The organism is Paenibacillus lautus NBRC 15380 (assembly GCF_004000945.1).
In the GTDB taxonomy this organism is placed as follows: Bacteria; Bacillota; Bacilli; order Paenibacillales; family Paenibacillaceae; genus Paenibacillus_AQ; species Paenibacillus_AQ lautus.
In genome coordinates this window covers 42320-62091 of the sequence record NZ_BIMF01000025.1, presented here as the reverse complement: position 1 = coordinate 62091, position 19772 = coordinate 42320, and the positions used below count along the sequence as shown (strand labels likewise).

General features: G+C 51.7%; 16 protein-coding genes. 3 read left to right on the top strand and 13 right to left on the bottom strand.

From position 1 onward, the window contains the following. Nucleotides 1-75 precede the first annotated feature (75 nt). The 12 genes from PLA01S_RS28050 to PLA01S_RS27995 all read right to left on the bottom strand — a co-directional run bounded on the left by PLA01S_RS28050 (nucleotide 76) and on the right by PLA01S_RS27995 (nucleotide 15481). On the bottom strand, nucleotides 76-1605 hold the full coding sequence (locus PLA01S_RS28050; protein WP_127595205.1) for a response regulator: 1530 nt from the start codon (nucleotides 1603-1605) through the stop codon (nucleotides 76-78). Next, complete coding sequence (locus tag PLA01S_RS28045; protein WP_127595203.1) at nucleotides 1577-3421, bottom strand: sensor histidine kinase; 1845 nt, start codon at nucleotides 3419-3421, stop codon at nucleotides 1577-1579. The genes PLA01S_RS28050 and PLA01S_RS28045 overlap by 29 nt, the downstream gene beginning before the upstream one ends. Before the next feature lie 17 nt (nucleotides 3422-3438). Continuing rightward, nucleotides 3439-4989, bottom strand: coding sequence for a helix-turn-helix domain-containing protein (locus PLA01S_RS28040; RefSeq protein ID WP_127595201.1), 1551 nt, complete (start codon nucleotides 4987-4989; stop codon nucleotides 3439-3441). Between the two features lie 57 nt (nucleotides 4990-5046). Continuing rightward, nucleotides 5047-5253: a hypothetical protein gene (locus PLA01S_RS28035; protein ID WP_127595199.1), complete on the bottom strand. Its 207-nt coding sequence runs from the start codon at nucleotides 5251-5253 to the stop codon at nucleotides 5047-5049. 34 nt (nucleotides 5254-5287) lie between these two features. Beyond that, nucleotides 5288-6121 (bottom strand): carbohydrate ABC transporter permease, encoded by an 834-nt coding sequence (locus PLA01S_RS28030; protein WP_127595197.1) that lies wholly within the window; start codon nucleotides 6119-6121, stop codon nucleotides 5288-5290. Nucleotides 6122-6152: 31 nt separating this feature from the next. Further along, the gene (locus PLA01S_RS28025) at nucleotides 6153-7106 is read right to left on the bottom strand and encodes a carbohydrate ABC transporter permease (protein ID WP_127595195.1); all 954 of its coding nucleotides are present in this window, start codon (nucleotides 7104-7106) and stop codon (nucleotides 6153-6155) included. A 30-nt stretch (nucleotides 7107-7136) separates the two neighbouring features. Further along, entirely contained in the window at nucleotides 7137-8459 is a 1323-nt protein-coding gene (locus PLA01S_RS28020) for an ABC transporter substrate-binding protein (RefSeq protein ID WP_127595193.1), read from the bottom strand. A 140-nt stretch (nucleotides 8460-8599) separates the two neighbouring features. Next, nucleotides 8600-10153, bottom strand: a complete 1554-nt coding sequence (locus PLA01S_RS28015) for a response regulator (protein ID WP_127595190.1) — start codon at nucleotides 10151-10153, stop codon at nucleotides 8600-8602. Further along, nucleotides 10128-11906 carry a sensor histidine kinase gene (locus PLA01S_RS28010; RefSeq protein WP_127595188.1) on the bottom strand — a complete coding sequence of 593 codons (1779 nt, stop codon included), beginning with the start codon at nucleotides 11904-11906 and terminating at the stop codon, nucleotides 10128-10130. The genes PLA01S_RS28015 and PLA01S_RS28010 overlap by 26 nt, the downstream gene beginning before the upstream one ends. 318 nt (nucleotides 11907-12224) lie before the next feature. Next, nucleotides 12225-13400 carry an NAD(P)/FAD-dependent oxidoreductase gene (locus PLA01S_RS28005; protein WP_127595186.1) on the bottom strand — a complete coding sequence of 392 codons (1176 nt, stop codon included), beginning with the start codon at nucleotides 13398-13400 and terminating at the stop codon, nucleotides 12225-12227. Between the two features lie 32 nt (nucleotides 13401-13432). Then, nucleotides 13433-13903, bottom strand: coding sequence for a DUF1641 domain-containing protein (locus PLA01S_RS28000; RefSeq protein WP_127595184.1), 471 nt, complete (start codon nucleotides 13901-13903; stop codon nucleotides 13433-13435). Nucleotides 13904-14173: 270 nt separating this feature from the next. Continuing rightward, entirely contained in the window at nucleotides 14174-15481 is a 1308-nt protein-coding gene (locus PLA01S_RS27995; protein WP_127595182.1) for a polysaccharide deacetylase family protein, read from the bottom strand. Between the two features lie 236 nt (nucleotides 15482-15717). Between PLA01S_RS27995 and PLA01S_RS27990 the strand changes: the two genes are divergently transcribed. Then, complete coding sequence (locus tag PLA01S_RS27990; RefSeq protein ID WP_127595179.1) at nucleotides 15718-16578, top strand: pirin family protein; 861 nt, start codon at nucleotides 15718-15720, stop codon at nucleotides 16576-16578. 89 nt (nucleotides 16579-16667) lie between these two features. Here PLA01S_RS27990 and bcp read toward each other — a convergent pair whose 3' ends face one another. Next, the gene (gene bcp, locus PLA01S_RS27985) at nucleotides 16668-17123 is read right to left on the bottom strand and encodes a thioredoxin-dependent thiol peroxidase (protein WP_174819269.1); all 456 of its coding nucleotides are present in this window, start codon (nucleotides 17121-17123) and stop codon (nucleotides 16668-16670) included. 156 nt (nucleotides 17124-17279) lie between these two features. Here bcp and PLA01S_RS27980 point away from each other — a divergent pair, with 156 nt between their 5' ends. Then, nucleotides 17280-18353: an LCP family protein gene (locus tag PLA01S_RS27980; protein ID WP_127595175.1), complete on the top strand. Its 1074-nt coding sequence runs from the start codon at nucleotides 17280-17282 to the stop codon at nucleotides 18351-18353. An 81-nt stretch (nucleotides 18354-18434) separates the two neighbouring features. Next, nucleotides 18435-19751: a glutamate-1-semialdehyde 2,1-aminomutase gene (locus PLA01S_RS27975; protein WP_127595230.1), complete on the top strand. Its 1317-nt coding sequence runs from the start codon at nucleotides 18435-18437 to the stop codon at nucleotides 19749-19751. The last annotated feature ends 21 nt before the right edge of the window (nucleotides 19752-19772 follow it).

Below are 19772 nucleotides of genomic sequence, written 5' to 3'. Positions count from 1 at the left end.
ATGTAACCTATCTATATTGTAAAAGCGCTTTCAAATACGGACTATACTGGAATTAAAGCATTAACCTTAAAAACTTTAGAACATCCGGTTCTTGAATTCATTCGGCGACATGCCCCATCTTTTATCGAAATGCTTAAGGAATTGGTTGTAATGGCTGTAACCGACCTTTTCCGCAATCTCGCTGTTCTTCAGCTTGCTCTGCTTCAGCAGCGCGACCGCTTCATCAATCCGCAAATTATGTATGAGCTCGTTAAAGCCGATCCCGTTCTTTCGCATCAGCAGCTGGCCGAGATAGACGGGATGCAGATAAAAGAGCTCCGCCAACCGCTTGATGGTCAGATTCTCCCGGTAGTGCAGCCGAATATAGCCATTAATCTCGTGGATTAAGCCTTGCGATTGCCGGGCTTGCTCCAGGAGAAGAAGGTCCATGCACTCTTCCCCGCACCGTAACAGCTCCGCCATCAAATCGTCCAGATGGTAGGTTCCGTCCGTTAGTCCGGCGGCATTGGATTTGGCTGCCAGGATTCGGGCTTCCGCATCTTCCGTCTCCTTCGCCAAACCCATGATCTTATATAGAGCATGAATGACCATTTTTTTCACGATTCCCGGCGCGATGCGCTGTTCCCGAAACGTGGATGCAACCAATTGAACAGCCTCACGGAATTCCTTCTTATCGAGGAGCTCCGCGGACCTGATGACCTCATCCATCAGGCTTGTGGGATAATGATAATGAAGCGGCCGATCCCTTACCTCCTCATAGAAAATCATCCCGCCATATTCCGTATCGTAAAATTGATGCTCGATGGCTTCGTTGGCGGTCTCGTAGCAACGACGGATCTTCGCAAGAGACTGTTCCCCTTCTCCTACAGCCATAAACAGCCGCCGTCCTGCATAACGGTAGAGCAGCTCGCAGATCGTGCCGGAAGATTCGCTCCCTCGGCCAGGAGAATATCCGAACACCAAACCAAGCCGGTTCGGTTCCAAATCGATGACATACTCCGATTCGGCCTGGGCGGACCATCGGCTAACGGTTTCCCTGACGTCTGAAAACAAGAAGGGATCAGCCTGAATGAGACACACGTTCCACTCTTGATGGACGGCGGATAAAGTCTGAAGCTTCGCCAGTCCGCCAGCCTGAAGCGGTTTTTCCAGCATCGCTAGCTTGATCAGCGAAACAGCCTCTTCCCTGATGGCAATCGCGTCCAGGCCTAGTCGGCGCTGCTCCTCCATCAGCTCTTCATGAATCTTGCCCAGCTCCTCCTCGGCTTCTTCCGCGATAATGGGCTTCAACATGTAGTGATGGATGCCATGACGCAAAGCCTTCCTTGCATATTCAAATTCGCTGTAGCCGCTCATGATGGCAAACTTTACGCCGCTGCCATGAAACTGCTGCCACGTTTCAATCATCTGCAGCCCGTCCATGAGCGGCATATTCACATCCGTAATGACCAAATCCGGCGCAAGCTCGCGGATCATCTCCAAGCCCTCCACCCCGCTGCCGGCGGTTCCGCAGACGCTAAACCCCAATCGTTCCCAATCGATCCACAGCGCCAACCCTTCCAGCGCACCGGGTTCGTCATCGATCAACAGCACTTTGAATCGCATGATTCTCCCCCTCTCCGCCTTCTAACTCCCGAAACTCCAGCAGCCGGATCGGAATCTCGAATGAAACGGTTGTCCCTTGATTCGGCGTGCTGGTAATGTTGAATATGACATGATCGTCGTAGTACAGCTCCAGCCGCCGATATACGTTCCGAATGCCAAAACTGTTTCCCGAGAACTGCTCGTTACGGACTGAGAGGATAATGTCCCGAAGCTTGCCTTGCTCGATGCCTTTGCCGTTATCCGTAATGACGATGCAAAGATAATCACGGGCAACCGAAGCGCTTATGGTCACCAGCCCCGCTTCATCCATCGTCTGCAGGCCATATTTGCAAGCATTCTCAACGAGCGGCTGGATGCTCATTTTCGGAATTTTATAATGAAGCGCTTCCATATCGATATCAAACCTGTATTCGAATTTATCCCGAAACCGGAACTTTTCGATTTTGAGATACATTTCGATAAACCGAATTTCCTCCTCGACCGAGACCAGATCCTCTCTCCAGCTCAGCAGTCTGCGGAGCAGCTTGGACAAGCTTTTGATAATATCGGTCACATCCGTGTAACAGTTCTTGGTGCAGACCACCAATATCGCATTCAGGGTATTGAACAGAAAGTGGGGATTCATCTGGCTCTGCAAAAAGTTCAATTCAGCCCGAACCCGCTCCATCTCCAGATTCTTCTTCTGAATCTCCAGCTTGTACACATTGTTGATCAGGGAATTCATCTTCGTTGTCATCTGATTGAAATTCCGGATGAGTCCGCCGATTTCGTCCCGGCCCTCGTCAATTTCAATCAGGTCGAATTTCTCGTTGCTCACCTTCTGCATATGACGCGACAAACGCTTCACCCGGTAATTGTAGGATCTGAGCATGACCGTAATGAAAACCGCCGCAACCAGCGTGACAACCGCTGCCAATGCTACCGTAAACAGCTGCATATCCAGCATGGCGCTCGTGATTCTGCTGCCCCGGGTGATGCCGATCAGCTTCCACCCCTTCACGTACCTCGCCGTTCCGATCGAGAACACGTGCCGATCCGCTTCATCGTATTGCTCGAGATCAAACTTCGGATAAGCGCTGTACTTCCCTCTCTCATAACCGCTGCTGGCCGACATAATCACCTCGTTGTTCTCGTTCACCAAATACATATCGAGGTAATCGCGTTCCCGCATAATAACGTCATAAATCTTGCTAAGATCGATATCGATCCGCAGCAGTTTCTTATAGGTGGCATAGCTATCAAAATAATCCATCTTCTCAATTACGCTTAAATACGGGACCGTCGAAGCCGAGTTGTTTGCCTCCGTCGCCCTGTACGCCGCCACCAGAACCGGGTTATCCGAGCTGCTCCACAACGCATACCAATCGCTCTCGAGCACGTCATCGGTGATCGCATGGTAGTTGCCGCCAGACACAATGGTGGAATTCTCGGTAAAAATGCTAATCCGCTGAATCTGGTTGTTAACCGGAATGTAGCTGGTTACCCGATTTCTTAGCTGTTCATCAAAGGTCTCGTAGAAGTCCAACTGGGACTCATATTCACGGTCGAGCATTTCGTAAAGGGTCTTATCCGTGCTCAGCGCATGACTTACAGCCACCCCGCCGTCGATAAAATTATGAATATCCTTCCTAGCCCGCTCCATCGATATATCGAGGTTCTGCTCCTCTCTCTCCCGGATCAGCTCCGACATCCGATCCATAAAGATGAGGTTGACCACCAGAATAGGCAGCAGTACCCCAATGACAAATATAAGAAAAAATTTAGTTTTTAGCGGAATATCGTTCACGAAATTCCCCAGCCTGAACATCCTCTTCATGAAGGCACCCTCCCGGTTTAGCGCAGCTTGCTTTCAACATGATTCTTGTAATTCGAGGGCAGCATCCCGGTTGTCAGCTTAAACTTATGGATAAAATAGTCCGCGTTCGGGAACCCGACATGTAACGCAACCTCGGAAACCTTCATTCCGCTCCGCTTCAGCAGCAGCTTGGCCTCCTCGATCCGTTTGTCATTCAGGTATTCCTTGAACGGCTTGCCTGCATGCTTCTTGAACAGCTGTCCCAAATAGGTGGCGTTCATATGAAAATGTCGTGCCAAATCCTGAAGCTGCAGCTTGCTCCGGTACTCCCGGTCGACATACTGAATCACTTGAAAAATGGTGTTGTGCTCGTTAAGCTTGCCTAACTCGGCCAGCTCCGAAGCAGCCTCGAACGAGAGCAGCCCCATATAATTCTTTAACGCTGCACAATAGCAAGCATCGCCCAGATGTCCAAGCTCCCCTTGCAGCCGGTTCATGAAAAGATCCGGATCTCCATTCATCTCCGCGATCCTGCGGCACAGCTTCAGCTCCAGATCGGCCACATCGGCTTGAACAGCCCGAAGGCGGGGCAGGTGATCGGTCATGGCTGCAAAAATTCGCGCCAAGCATGACTCGATGGATGCATGCTCCCCCGACATGATCACGGAAAGTAATTCGTCTATCCATCCGATGGGGAGTCCCCGGAGGTGCTGGACTCTCCTTAATTCTTGATAACAAAACACGCCACTTCTGCCTTGGCTCCGTTTATCATCGCGTACATCCGCGCTTTGCCTGTAAAGCTCTCCGATTGCCTGAACTCCTGCCCCCGTGCCGCTCAACGCTACGATTACCGGTTCTTCAAACTCCCGGGCCAGAGCATACTGCAATTGAAGCGCGGTCTCCATAACATCATCCGGAGTCGAATGCTCCACACGAAGCACCAGTCCCATGCTCCCGCTGTCGTCCTGGAAGCAGCCCAGCAAGCCTTGGGGTCCATTCTCCGCCATCCAGTCGATCCAATCCACGCTCCCCCCGAACCCCCCCGCCGGTTCAATCAATAGGCACTGCAGCAGCGGCTCACCCTGGATTTGCATCGCTTTGCAGGCTTGGTCCGCTAAATCGACGTTAACCCCCTCACGGATTAACCGGTTCAATAAATAATGGACGGCAAGTCCCGCCTTCTGCCGAAAGCTGCGTTCCGTTTCAAACTCGTCACGGATCTCGCGGCTGAGCTTGACGAGCAGAGCCTCGATCTCCTCGTCGTCGATCGGTTTCAGCAAATACTCGGCGACCCGTTGGCGCATGGCGATATGCGCGTATCCAAAATCATCATATCCGCTCAGAATAACGAATTTTGGAGGATGAGGCAGTGTCCGATTGCTGTGCTCAATCAATTCCAGGCCATTCAGGACAGGCATGTGGATATCCGTCATCACCAATTCGGGTTTCAACTGTTCCATTAACTTTAGCGCTTCCGTAGCGCTCAGGGCTTCTCCGCATATTTGAAATCCAAACCGGTCCCAGTCGATCATCGTTCTCAGTCCCTCCAAGACCCATGGTTCATCATCCACCAGAAGCACATTGAACATCGTCCTTGTCCCCCTTCATAAAGCGTTATTATGTAAGCGCACTCATTTTACCTCATACTACCATACTAGTATATCCGTGAGAATATACTGCAGCTCCGCTTCTTTCATATGGGTACAGTTCTCCTTCCCCCTCAGCCATGACCCTCTTCTGGAATTGAAGCCGTTCTTCAGTTGGCAGATCATGAACATAAAGCGTATATACCTTGCTTGAACCTCGTCTTTATCCCGGTTAGAACACAAATAACCCGCAAACGGCTTCCTCATTCAAGGAATCCCGTCTACGGGTTATCCAAACTCCTTATCCCTTAATCCCGGATAAAGTAACACCTTCAATAATATATTTCTGCCCGATGATATACACGATGAGAACCGGGATGAGCGCAATGGCAGCCCCCGCCATCATCAGCGTCCAATCCGTTGCATACATGCCCCGGTACAAATTCAGCATCATCGGCACGGTAAACTTATCCGTGCTGCTGAGAAAAATCAGCGGGTTAAAGAAGTTGTTCCACATCCCGAGGAAGGTAAAAATCCCGAGTGCCGATAAAGCCGGTTTGATTAGAGGTATCATGATCCGGGCGTAGATCGTCCAGCGATTCGCGCCGTCCACGATGGCCGCCTCTTCCATTTCCTTCGGAATGCCTCTGAAGAATTGCCGGAGCAGAAATACCCCGAAGGCGTTCAGCAGTGCGGAAGGGACGATAATCGCCAGATGCGTATCCAGCCATCCGATATTTTTCATGATCAGATAAAGCGGAATAATGGTCACTTGTCCCGGGACCATCATCGTTGCCAGAAACAGAATGAACAGCGGCTCCCGGAACGGGAACGTGATTTTGGCAAAAGCATAAGCCGCCATGGAGCAGGTAATCAGCTGTGAAACCACGACGATTATATTGATGTAGAAGCTGTTGAAATACGCACGCCCGAACGGCAGCGCCGTCAGCGAATCCTTATAATTGGACCAGATGAACGGGTCCGGAATCCATTTGGGCGGCACGACGAATACTTGCGACAAATCCTTGAGCGAGCTGAGCACCATCCATACAAACGGCAGCGCCATCATGCAGGCGCCTATGATCAGCACGATATGCAGCACCACGGTGGACATCCTCAATCCCCGATGTATCATTCATTTTCCCTCCTTCCTAAAGGTTCGACCGTCAGTCTTCGTAATGCACCCACCGCTTGGACATTTTCATCTGGAACAAGGTGAGCGACAGAATCATCACGAACAGGATGACCGCCGACGCCGTGCTTTTGCCAAAGGTGAAGTCCGCGAAGGCCGTCTCGTAGATGTGATAGACAAGCGTATAGCTGGCCTTCGCCGGCCCGCCGGAGGTCATGACAAACGACTGGTCGAACACCTGGAAGGAACCGATGATGGACATGATCGTTACGAAAAAGGTCGTCGGCGACAGCAGCGGAATCGTAATATGGATCAGCTGCTGCCATTTGCCGGCGCCGTCGATCTCGGCCGCCTCGTAATAACTTCTCGATATGCCCTGAAGTCCGGCCAGGAACAGCACCATGTTGCCTCCCAGCCCCATCCAGACACTCAGCAGGGCAATCGAAGGCATCACGTACCTGGAATCCGTCAGCCAGGAAGGGCCCGTTATCCCGAACCACTGCTTCAGGTACATGTTAATAAGGCCGAAATCGGCGTTGAACAGCCACATAAACACAACGGCAACGGCGACGGACATCGTAATGTTGGGCATGAAGTAGATCAGCCGGTACAGAATTTTCCCGCGAACCCGGTTTAAGCCTACCGCCACCAGCATGGCGAGAACGATGCCTGTCGGAACCGACAGAATCGTGTAATACACCGTGTTCACCAAAGCGATATGGAACTCCTCATCCTGAAGCTGGGATACGAAATTTTGGAGCCCGATAAACTTCTTGGCCCCCATGCCGTCCCAGTTCATCATGCTGATGACAAAGGCTGAGATCAGCGGAACCAGTGAAAAGGCGATGAGGCCGATCATTTGAGGGAAGATAAAAAAGTAACCCCATAAACCGTCGGATGTTTTGCTCTTTAAGGCGGTCGTTCTCCTCTCCGGAAGCCGCTCCGGAGAAGGAGCGGCTCCGGAGCTTCCTGCAGGCTGCGTCTTCATTTCATCTCACCGTTCCTCCCCAGAGCAGGTTCAATTCTTGCCGCTCTTATAATCCTGAATTTTCTTGTTGGCCATATCCTGAATATCCTTCAAGGAGCTTTCAAGATCCTGATCTTTCAGCCACAGTGCCTCGAACTTGGACGTAATATCCTGGCTAAGGCCTGGAATGCCGGCCTCGAACGGAGTCAGGGAATACCCGATTTCACGCGCGTCCAGGAAGAGCTGGGCATGCTCCGGCAGATTCCCTTCCAGCACCACCTCGTCCGTGCCCTGTACCGATGGGACGGCATTGCCGCCGCCCTGCAGGCGGAAGCGTTGACCCTCTTTACTTACGTACTCGGAGAAGAAGGTGTATGCCGCTTCCTTATTCTTCGATGCCTTGTTCATCACCAGGTATGCGGTCGGGATTCCGGCAGGTTCCATTTTGTTGCCGGTATTGGTTGGCCATGTGACCACGTCATATTCAAGTCCTTGATTCTTCTTGAACAACGGCAGGTACCAGCGGCCTGCAGCAACGAATCCGACCTGGTTGGACATAAACATGGCATCTCCGCCTTGCCCTTTGGGAAGCGTGCCGGAGAAGGTGATGTTTTTGGATTTCACGTTGTCGTACAGGAAGCGGAACGCCTCCATTGCTTTCGGATCCGAAGCTGCCACGAAATTCCCTTCGTCGTCGTACACCCGGCCGCCGTTGGAAGTAACCCAGCTGTGGTAGCTGTTCCAAGAGTTATCCAGCACGTAGCCGTACTTTTTGCTGTCCCGGATCTTGTCCGACATCTCCTTGAATTTGTCCCAGGTCCACTGTCCGTTCGCCTGAAGATCGGCCGGCATCTCGGTGATCCCCGCTTCCTTCAGCACCTTCTTGTTGTACCACAGCACCATCGGATTACAGTCCACCGGTACCCCGAAGGTCTGACCATCCCGCACGGCTGCGCCCCACAAGCCTTCAAAATAATCCTCTTTCTTGATCACGCTTTCCGGTGCTTCCATATACGTCGTCAAATTCTCAATGCTCTGATTCTCGATCAGTTTCACGACCAGGGCGTCCCCTGCGTAGAAGACATCCGGGGCGGTCCCACCTGTTAATTGGGTTAATATTTTCTGATCATACTCGCCCGGAATCGGAATAAATTCGACCTCAATGTCCGAGTGCTTCTTATTAAAGTCCTTCGTGAGCTCCTGAAAGCGGCTAAGCTCTCCGGGATTTCCCCAGGTCGCCCATTTAATCTTGACCTTCTCACCGCTTCCGGACTCCCCACCCTCTGATGTTCCGCCGCCTCCACACGCTTGGAGTATGGATGATAGTAGAAGAATGATTACAAGCAATGACCCTCTCACCTGTTTCCTTGTCATTTCATTTCCTCCATTCAAACCAGATTTGGACTCGCTGGCACAGCTCTTGTAAACGCTTTAATTATAAAATTTTGACAAAAAGCTTTTGAACGGATTATGTTCCGAAAAAGTGGATTCTTTTCCGATCCTATGAATTTCCATTATTTCCGCTGCTGTCCCTGGTACTCCGCAGGCGTCATGCCTACCATCTTCTTGAACAGCTTGCTAAAGTATTTCACGTCATTAAATCCGGAGCGGTCCGCCACTTCATACACTCGCAGCGATGTCGTGGAGAGCAGCTCCTTAGCCCGTTTCAATCTCAGATCAATCACATAGTCGATGAAGTTGTGTCCCGTGACACGCTTAAATAATTCGCTAAAATAGTTGCGGCTGACGGCCACTTCGTCCGCCACCTCCTGCAGGGAGATCGGCTCGGTAAAGCGCGCTTTAATATATTGAACGGCCTGCAGCACGATTCGCTCATGCAGCGTAGATTCCGGTACAGGGTGACGCATGGCCTCATCCCGCAGCGTATGGAAGCCTTGAAGGACCAGCTCCTTCACTTCCTCCACCGAGCGAAGCTTGCCCACTTCCCCGATCTGTGGAAGCGGCGGGCCGCCGGGAAGATGAAACATAGCGAGCAAGCTCAGAAGCTCCTCTGCTTCTCGGAGGACCGCCCGTTTCTTCATCCTTCCGGGCTGCCAGCGCAGCATGATGGACTGCAGACGCTCTCCGCTTATGTCCATGTTCCCGACCGTCAGCGCGGCTCTTAGGGCATGCAGCTCGGCGGCCGGCCTCTCCTGAGCCGAATCGGCATTGGTCAGGGGGAGCTCCTCTGCCCGCAGTATCTGTTTATCTTTATGAAAAAAGAGGCCTTCCAGGCTCTCGCTAGCTTCTCGAAACGCTTCCTGCAGCTTATCCATGCCGTTATATCTCCTGCTGAGCCCCATGGTGCATCGGGTCGGCAGATGGATTGCTGCTTCATGCTCTGAAGCAGGCACCCTTCCTGCATGCCGTAGAGGCACGTAGGCAGCGATCCGGTCCGTCTCCAGCCGAACTGCCAGCGCTTCCGGCACCTGGTCATATAACAGTCCCATCAATCGCTCGATCTCGTCATGCCAATCCTTGGGCTGCACCCCGGCCGCACCAGCCCCTGAATCAGAATCAAGCTGGAGCACGGCCAGCATATATTCGCCGTTAAGATTTTGGGCTTCCAGATTGGCGATTGCACCCGGTTCTCCGGACAGCGCCTGAAAGAGGATTTTCTCGGCGGCTTTCTTCTGATTCATACGCTGCTGGTGCTCATGCTCGGTCAGAATCCGCTGCATCTGCTTCTCCTCTTCCAGCTTCGAACGCATGTGATCCAGCACAGCACCCAAAGAGTCCGCATCCAGCGTCGGCTTGAGAATATAATCCGAAGCGCCAAGCCTTATGCCTTCGCGCACGAATGCGAAATCGCTATGACAGCTGAGCAGCAGCACCTTCACCCAAGGACAAAGCTCTCTTGTCCGGCGGGTCAGTTCCAAGCCATCCATGACCGGCATCGCGATATCCGTGATCAGAATGTCCAGATCCCCGTTCAGAATCCATTTCATTGCCCGTTGTCCATTGGAGGCCTCGCCCACAAGCCGGTAACCATATTTCTCCCAGTCGAAGGTCGAGCGCAGTCCTGTACGTGCGATCGCTTCGTCATCCACGAGCAGCACTCTGTACATAATCGTCACCCCTTTGCCTCGCAAACGTTATCGTGACCCGCGTTCCTCCGCCTTCCGGGCTTTCCACCCATACCCCATAGCGGCTGCCGTAATACAGCTGGACTGTTTGGTGAACATGACGCAGCCCGATGCGGGTCATGCCGTGCTTGGAGTGATCCTGTTCATACGACAGCAGTCCCTCTATTCGTTCAGGCTTGATGCCGATTCCATTGTCCTCGATTCGAACCATGACATCCTGCTGGTGCGAAGTTACCCGAATCGTAATGACGCCGGCTTCATCAAGCGGGGCAATCCCGTGAAAGATTGCATTCTCCACAATCGGCTGCAGCAGCATCCGGGGAACATAGAGGTCCTCCATTTCCTCGGGGCAGTCGATCCTCAGCTCAATTTGATGGTCGTAGCGGTAATTCTGGATAATCATATATTTCCGAAGCAGCTCAAGTTCATCTCCAAGCCTTATAAACACGCCGTTTCGCTCCAGGCTCCCCTCCAGCAGATGAACAAGGGCCGTGACCGATCGATCCACGTCATTCGTCCGATTAAGCTTGGCCATCCAGCGAATCGAATTCAATGTATTGTAAAGAAAATGGGGATTGATCTGATACCGCAGCGCACGGATTTCCGCCTTCTTCTTCTCGGATTCCTCCGCGGCGATTCGCCTGATGAGCAAATCGATCTGCTCAATCATTTTGTTGAAGCTTCGGCCCAGCTGGCCGATTTCACTGGGCCCCACATTCTTGCTGCGGACCGACAAATCGCCTGCTTCGCTTCTGCGCATCAAGCGGCTTAAATGAACGAGCGGATTGCCAATCCTCCGCGTCATGAAATAACCGATGCCGATCGCGGCCAGGATCGATCCGAATACAATCCAGACGGTGAAACTCCGAATGCTCGCCGAATCCGCGGTCAGTTCCTTCAGCGGCACCATGCCGACCACATGCCAGCCGTTGTTCAGGCGCGAAGGGATCATCAGCGTTTTTTTGTTGTTCAGGTTATATTCCGTCAAACCCGAGGGCAGCTTGATCCGGGACTGCTTCCCGTACATTGAAGGATCGGGATGATAAAAGTAACGATTCTCGTCATTGGCCACGTACATATACCCTGTGTCGCCGAACTGGACATGGTTTAATTCATCGATCAGGACGTCTCCCATAATCTCGATAAACATCACCCCGACAATCTCCCCCGTATCCCAGCTTCGGATTGCCCGGCCCAGCCCGAACACGGGAAATCCCATTCCCGTTTGCTTCAGGTAGGAGGTATCGGACAAACCGAACCATACTGCCTGCCCATTCGCCTCCAGTATCGATCGATACCAAGAAGAATCCCACTGGTCCGGGATGGACATCAAGGAATCGGCGCTCAGGACCGAATTGTTCCGCTGCACGTCAAACACGTACACGTCCAATATCTCCGGCGAGTTAATCATGATGGAGGTCAGCAGGTCCTTCCCCTCCTTTACCTTCAACGTCAGGTCATATTTACTGATATCCTGATCCTCCAGAATGCCGTGAACCACCTTGCTGTTCAGCACCATCATCGAGGAATCGTCCAGTTTCTTGAAGAACATATTCAGCTTGTCACTGACTTGGGTGATGGTGAGGGAAGCCACTTTACTGACCTGTTCCTCCACGATTGAGGCCGATTTGTTATACGACAGGAACCCCATAATGAGAACCGGGAGTGTTGTGCCGATGAAAAAAAACAAAAACAGTTGAATGACAATGGAATGAAGACGATGATATCCCCGCATACATGCTCCCTCCGTTCATAAAATGAAAACTACGACCCTTTTACGATAGCGCTTACATAACTGTTTACCCTTCTTTCTTCTACCAATTGGACTCTCACCTTCTGCCTTTCCCTTACCTCCTTCTCTAACATCCCGCTCCGGAGCACGCGTTTGAAGATCATATTGCCTCCCTCGCTCCCGGGTGTAATCATCGTATTATGTTTTCATGTCGATGTCCCTAAGTCCATCTGCTTATGTTTGGCTGCGCAAAAAAAAAGATGGACCCGAAAAACTCCGGGTCCATCTATTTATATGTTGATATAATGTCGCCTTCTAGGCTTAGTAAGCCAGTGTAAACAAACCGTTGATGTGGGACAGGTAACGCATGTTACTTGCTTCTTTCATCAAGGTTGCAGGCAGACCTTTCAATTGAGTCTTGTTAGCACCAATGGTACCGATGGCATCTTTACGTCCCAAGCTGCCGAGCGTACCGGAGAATACCGGTGTGAACGAAGCTTGTGCGCCGCCATTCAATTGAGCGAAGATGTTGTAGCCGATCAGCTCGCCCATTTGCCATGCCAGCTGTGCAGTTGGCGGGTATGGACGACCTTCTGGTCCCATGACCACCGCGCTGTCGCCTGCAATGTAAACATCAGGGTGAGATGCGGATTGCAGGAATTCGTTAACAACCGCACGTCCACGATTGACTTCGATGCCGCAGTTAGCTACAACGGAGTTGCCTTGTACGCCGCCAGTCCATACCAAGGTGCTGGTTTCGAGCGTGCTGCCGTCTTTCAGTTCAACGGTCGTGCCGTCCATTTTGGTGATCGGCAATCCGGTCAGGAAGTTCACGCCGCGTTTCTGCAGGCTTGTTGTCGCGCGGTCAACCAATTCAGCAGGGAAGCCTGGCAGAATGGAAGGAGCTGCTTCAACACAATAAAGCGTGATTTCTTGTGGGTCGATACCGTATTTGCGAGCCAGCTCGCTTCTCATATCGGCATATTCACCAACAAGCTCAACGCCTGTCAAACCGCCGCCGCCAACCACGATGGTAGCGTCCGCTTTGTTTTTCGTTTTGCTGTATTCCGCAATGCGGGACTCCACATGAGCACGCAGACGATTCGCATCGTTAACGGACTTCAGAATGAAGCTGTTCTCTTGCAATCCCGGAATACCGAAGAATGCCGTTTCGCTGCCCAGTGCGATAACCAGGGCATCATATGTGAAGTTTCCGCCGTCATCGAGGGATACCGAACGCTCATCCGGCTTGATTTCCTTAACGTTGCCGATGCGCAGGTCAACGTTCGCGCCGCGCAGAAGCTTGTCAAGCGGCAAAGCTACTGCTTTCTCTGCGATGTTGCCTGCTGCCAGACGGTGCAATTCCGTAATGATCTGATGGGTTGGGAAACGGTTGATCAGCGTGATTTGTGCGGCAGCACCAAAATGCTCGCGTGCAGAAAGCGCACTAAGCAAGCCGCCATAGCCTCCGCCCAAAATTAAAATATGTTTAGACATGACCATCCTCCGTTCTTCGTATGATTTATGGATTAACGCTTGTTTTGTTGGTCACGTTCGTTAAGAACGTCCAAAAAAGCCTGAGCATAGCGAAGACCCTTTTGAACCTGAGGATCTTTCAGCATTTTCATCAGACCAAATACGCCGATCTGACCTTGGTCGCCTTGAGCGTGTACACGGTCTCCGGCTTCGATGGCTGCAGATGCAACGCCTTTTGCTGCTGTCGTGATTGGCTTCGCGAATCCGCTAAGGGAAGCCATGGTGTCTTCCGCAAGCACGGGATCCGTAGCTACGGATTTACCGAAGTCATAAGCCTTAGTCATGACGGTCAGCATTTCCGTAAGTTTTGGAAGATTGTCCACGAGAGTTGTGAGGGATTCCTGAACCTCGGGCTTGAGCAGTTGTTCGAGCAGCACATCAGGACGGCTGGACGCCGCAGCTTCTTGGTTTCCTACAACATTTTCCGGAGTTTCGGACGGCTGTGGAGAAGATGTTTCTGTCATAAAGAATTGCCTCCTTTTCTTTAAGTGAATTCCCAAGATGGACTTGGCGACGATCGAACCGGCTAGCTTTAATTTTGGGATAACCGGTATCTATTATGCATCACTTACAAAAGTGCGAACTTATGGGTGACTCACTATCGCCAAAAATAAAGCAGGGGGAAGCTTCCCCCTCCTTTAATCTGAAACAATCTTAGGGATTGTGATAAATATCTCTAAGTACTAGTCTATAACTTGTGAAGCATAATTACAAACATAAAATGCAATTTTCGACTACAAAGTTAGAACGCGATACTCGCTTTCCTCATATGTCACTCTTGTAACAGGTCGGCCGGAAAAGTCAAGCGCTTCCCGAAGCGGAATCCAAGCGGTGCCGCCGATTAAATGAACATCCGAAGACACCGGTTTGCCCCCTGTTTGCATGGGGAATAGCAAGCCGTTAAGCGGATCTGCTTCCCAGCGATTCCCTGCCAGTGTCACCTGCACGGTCTTGTTGTGAGACTTCCAAGACACGCTTCCACCGAGCCGCTCCACCAGGGAACGCAGCGGTACCATCAACCGGCCGTCCACCATTTTGTATTCCCCTGCCGCAAACGCAGTCTCCATTCCTCCGAATTCCACGGCCAGCGTTCGCCCAGTCTCAAATAGTGCGGCGTTGGCTGCGACATGCTCGCGAATCCACTGCTGTGAAGGCTGTGAAGCCTTGCGGGCGGTCTGCTGAGCACGAAATTGAACGGGCTCGGTATCCGGAGAGAGTACGTCAAAGACATAGCCTTGCTTTTTATAATAAGAAATAATGTCCGGCAGAGCCTTCACGCTTTCGGCATGGCCTTTACCGTCATGGAGAAGCACGATCGCCTCCTTGCCGTTCACTTTCGTGGTCGCCCCCTTTACGATGTCCTTAGCCGGGACACCTCGATACCTGGAATCGCCGCTGTCGACGTTCCAATCGAATACATGATATCCCCCCTGCTTCATGAATTGAAAATAGGCTTCGTCGAAATGCCCGGCCGTCCCCCCGGGAGCTCTGACCAGCTGCGGCCGTTCACCCGTAATTAAACGAATGATTTCCTCCGTTCTCTTAATCTGTCCCCAGAAATCCTGAAAATGCCCGTAGAGCTTGTCATAACGATGATCATATGTATGATTCCCGATCACATGGCCTTCCTCATAGATGCGGTTAATAATCTCGGGACGGGTCTCCGCCTCCTTGCCCAGTACAAAAAACGTGCCCTTGATTCCTTCCCGCTTCAAGATATCCAACACGTCGAGCGTTAAATCCGATGGTCCGTCATCAAATGTCAGGTATGCCGTTTTGTCACTTGGTTTCTTATATTGAACAGGTGCGGCGTTCACGGCCGATGTATTCTTGAATGCAGTCGTGACGATTGGCTTGCTTGCCTCTTCCGGCTGCACCTGTACATCCTGCCGAGTTACTGTCATTGGCGGCGATGCCAGAGGAGCCTGTTCCACATATATGTCTATCGGCCGCTGGACCTCAAGCCCCATACCGATCATAATCAGCAATGCCAATACGCCGAAAAATACCGCTATTGATGTTACCCGCACCATATTTTTCATTATCAACTCTACCTCCATCATTTCTATGAGTTCGGCTTCCTGATAGATTATATGGAGGGCGTTTCAAAAAAAGACTAGGATTTGATATTTTCTTTGTCCTTGATTTATCTTCACATTACTAGTAAACTGAATTCAATTCCTTCATTCATTATCATGTTCAAATAGCTGTATTTGGAGCTTCACTATACGAATTGCCCTCTTCACCCATTACACAGTTGGAAGGGATGATAGAACAGATGAATCACCAACCTCTCATCAAGCGTGATATTACCGACGTCCAAGATGTCATTCTTCGGCGTTACAGCCGGATCCATGCCGCAGGACCCGTCATCGAATTTGGTAACTGGAGCCAATCCGATCCGTTTCTCGGCATGATGGAAGACAAGTTCCAGGCCGGTTCATTCGACGACCATCCCCATCGGGGAATCGAGACCGTTACCTATGTTATCGATGGGACTATCGAGCATTATGACAGCGTCTCCGAGCAAGGCGGGATGCTGGGACCCGGAGATGTCCAATGGATGACAGCCGGAAACGGCGTCATTCACAACGAAGTGCCGTCAGAGGGAATAACGGCTCACACCCTGCAGCTCTGGGTCAATCTGCCACGCGAGCAGAAAATGACAACTCCCCGCTACCAAAACCTGAAGGGAACCGATATGCCGGTCAGACAAGAAAAGGGTGCGCTCGTTCGAGTCTTCTCCGGTTCTTCCGGCGATGTCGCATCCCCCACTAAAAATCATGTTCCGGTCACCATGGTTGAGGTGTCCCTGGAATCTGGCGCTTCCATCACGCAAGACCTGCCCGGCAGTTATAACGGCTTCATCTATATTCTAGAGGGCAGCGGAACCTTTGGGAGCAACGGCGTGAACGCGGCTAAAAGCCAGGTGCTGCGGCTGGGCGCAGGAATCAATGGTCAGCTAAGCGAAATACAGGCAACGGCGACGGAGCCTCTTCGCTTTGTCCTATATGCGGGCGAACCGGTACGAGAGCCCGTAGCGGCCCGCGGTCCCTTCGTCATGAATACGGAGGAAGAAGTGAACGAAGCCTTTCGCGAGTATCGGAATGGCACGTTCTTGAAGCATTCATCCAACTAGGCCGGCCTATACCTCTGGTCTTATTTCTCTAAAAAAACGGTCCCTTATCATGCCTTTCCAGGCATGCTGAGGGACCGTTCTTCATATAGCTATGACAGCACGGCTGCGAGAACCGCTTCGACATGACCTTTCACTTTCACTTTCCGCCACTCGCCTGCCAGCTTTCCCTGCTCATCAATCAAGAAGGTAGAGCGTACAATACCCATATACTCGCGGCCGAACATCTTCTTCATCTGCCAGATGTCAAACATTTCGCTAACCTTATGCTCCTCATCAGACAAGAGCAAGTAGGGCAGGCTATGCTTATCGATGAATTTGGCATGGGATTTCAGCGGATCCGGGCTAATCCCGATCACGACTGCGCCCGCCTGCTCCAAGGCTCCGTAATGGTCACGGAAGCTGCAAGCCTCCTCGGTGCAGGTTGGGGTCATATTTTTCGGATAGAAGAACAGCACGACTTTACGTCCACGAAAATCGCTTAAAGCTATCTTCTCCCCGTTCGAAGCCGGAAGTGAAAAATCCGGCACTTGGCTTCCGACTGTCAACTGTGTTTGATCTGCGATAAGGCTCCACTCCTACTTTACGGACTTTAGTCCCGAAAATTGATTGTCTTTTCGAAAAAAATTATAATAGAATGAATGTCGAATGTTCAAATGTTCTATCGAATTTATTCATCAGCGTAATCCGAAAGGAAGAACACAATGACCAAAAAAACAAAGAAGACGATTATATGGAGTGTCAGCCTCATCCTCGCCGCTATTATTGGTTATGGCATTTATTATGCGGCATCGTTCTACGACGGCTTACAAAGTCTTCAGAAATCAGGTGAATCCTCTCCTTTTCGTGAAATTGAAAAGGTAGATGCCAAAGTGCCGGCACCGCCCGAGTGGGAAGGAACAGAGACGGTTAACATTCTGCTGATGGGCGTGGATGCACGCGGTTTTGAGGAAGGGGAAATTCCTCGCTCCGACAGCATGCTTGTTGCCTCGATTGATCCGGTGAAGAAAAAAATGCACTTATTCTCTATTTTGCGCGATACTTACGTAGAAATACCCGGATATGACCGAAACCGAATCAATACGGCCATCACGCACGGCCCGAATACGGCGATGAAGGCGGTAGGCGATCTGCTGGGCATTCCGGTTCAATACTACGTCTATACGGATTTCCAGGGTTTCATGAAGCTGGTTGATTCCGTCGGCGGGGTTGATTTCTATGTTGAGAAGGACATGAATTATGCCAGTAAAGCAGACAAAAACGAATACGACATCGAATTGAAGCAAGGCATGCAGCATCTGGATGGCAACGCGGCGCTGCAATATGTCCGGTTCCGCTATGATGCGATGGGCGACTTTACCCGCACCGAGCGTCAGCGCGAGCTCTTGAAGGCCGTAGCCAAGAAAATGCAGACCACCACTTCCATTATGAAGCTTCCGGACATTTTGAAGTCCGTCAGCCCGTATATTGATACCAATCTCGATGTCGAGGATATGTGGAAGCTTGCGAACGTTGCCTACAAGAGTAACATGAGCGGCAGCGAACAAGTACCTCCTATGAAACTCCTGAAGGAAGAACATATCGGCGGCGCTGCCGTTCTAACGGTCGGCAATCCGGATACGCTGAAACAGTATATCCAGGAAATATTAAATCCGCCAACGCCTGACCCTGAGACCGAAGGCAGCAAAGGCACGGAAGGTGATTCCGAGAACAGCGATACCAAGAAGAGCGACGCTGAAAGCTCCACTGCTCCATCTGCAACAACGGATCGTAACTAATACACATACAGCAATCAGGACAGGGCGCTACGTCATTTTAGCTTCCTGTCCTGCTTCATGAAGAAAGGAAGTTTAACTATGATGTCAACATCCAGAAAGCGTTCCGAAACTCTATATCAAGAAGCGCTGCAGCATATCGTAGGCGGCGTAAACAGCCCCTCCCGTTCGTTCAAGGCCGTAGGCGGCGGTGCCCCCGTTTTCATGAAACGTGCGAACGGGGCCCACTTCTGGGATGAGGACGGCAACCGCTATATCGATTATTTAGCAGCCTATGGCCCGATCATAACCGGACATGCCCATCCGCATATTACAGCTGCCATCACGTCGGCAGCTCAAAACGGTACCCTCTACGGGACGCCGACGGAGCTTGAGATCACCTTGGCCAAAATGCTGAAGGCCGCCATCCCGTCCATGGATAAGGTGCGTTTCGTCAATTCCGGCACCGAGGCGGTCATGACCACGATCCGGGTGGCCCGCGCCTACACCAAGCGCAACAAAATCATCAAGTTCGCCGGCTGCTACCACGGCCATTCCGATCTTGTCCTCGTAGCTGCAGGCTCCGGCCCTTCCACGCTCGGCATTCCGGACAGTGCCGGGATCCCGGCAAGCATTGCAACGGAAGTCATTACCGTTCCGTTCAACGATCTGGAAGGCCTGCGCGCTGCCCTCGACGCATGGGGCGATGATGTGGCTGCCGTTATGGTGGAGCCCATCGTTGGCAACTTCGGCATGGTGATGCCGAAACCGGGATTCCTCGAAGGCTTATGCCAAATGACGCACGACAACGGCTCGCTGGTCATCTATGACGAAGTCATCAGCGCTTTCCGATTCCACTACGGATCTACCCAAACCTATGCGGGTCTGGCCAATCATGAAGCGATTCAGCCGGATCTTACGGCTCTTGGCAAAATCATAGGCGGCGGTCTGCCTATCGGCGCCTATGGCGGCCGTAAACACGTGATGGAACAGGTCGCACCGCTCGGCCCAGCTTATCAAGCAGGAACTATGGCGGGTAATCCCGCCTCCATCGCTGCCGGAATCGCTTGCTTGGAGGTTCTGCAGGGTGAAGGCGTATATGAAGAAATGGAGCGCTTGACCATCAAGCTGACGGAAGGTTTGCAGGCATCCGCTGACCGCCACGGCATTCCGCTCACGATCAACCGCATCCGGGGTTCCTTCTCCACTCACTTCTGCGATCATCCGGTCACGAACTATGATGAAGCGCAGGACACCGACGGCGAAGCCTTTGCCGCATTCTTCCGCCATATGCTGGACCGCGGCGTGAATCTGGCTCCTTCCAAATACGAGGCCTGGTTCATGACCACCGCCCATACGGATGACGACATCGAGGCTACGCTTGAAGCTGCGGAGGAATCTTTTAAGGCCATGAAGAATTAATTTAGATATATTAGAAATCAC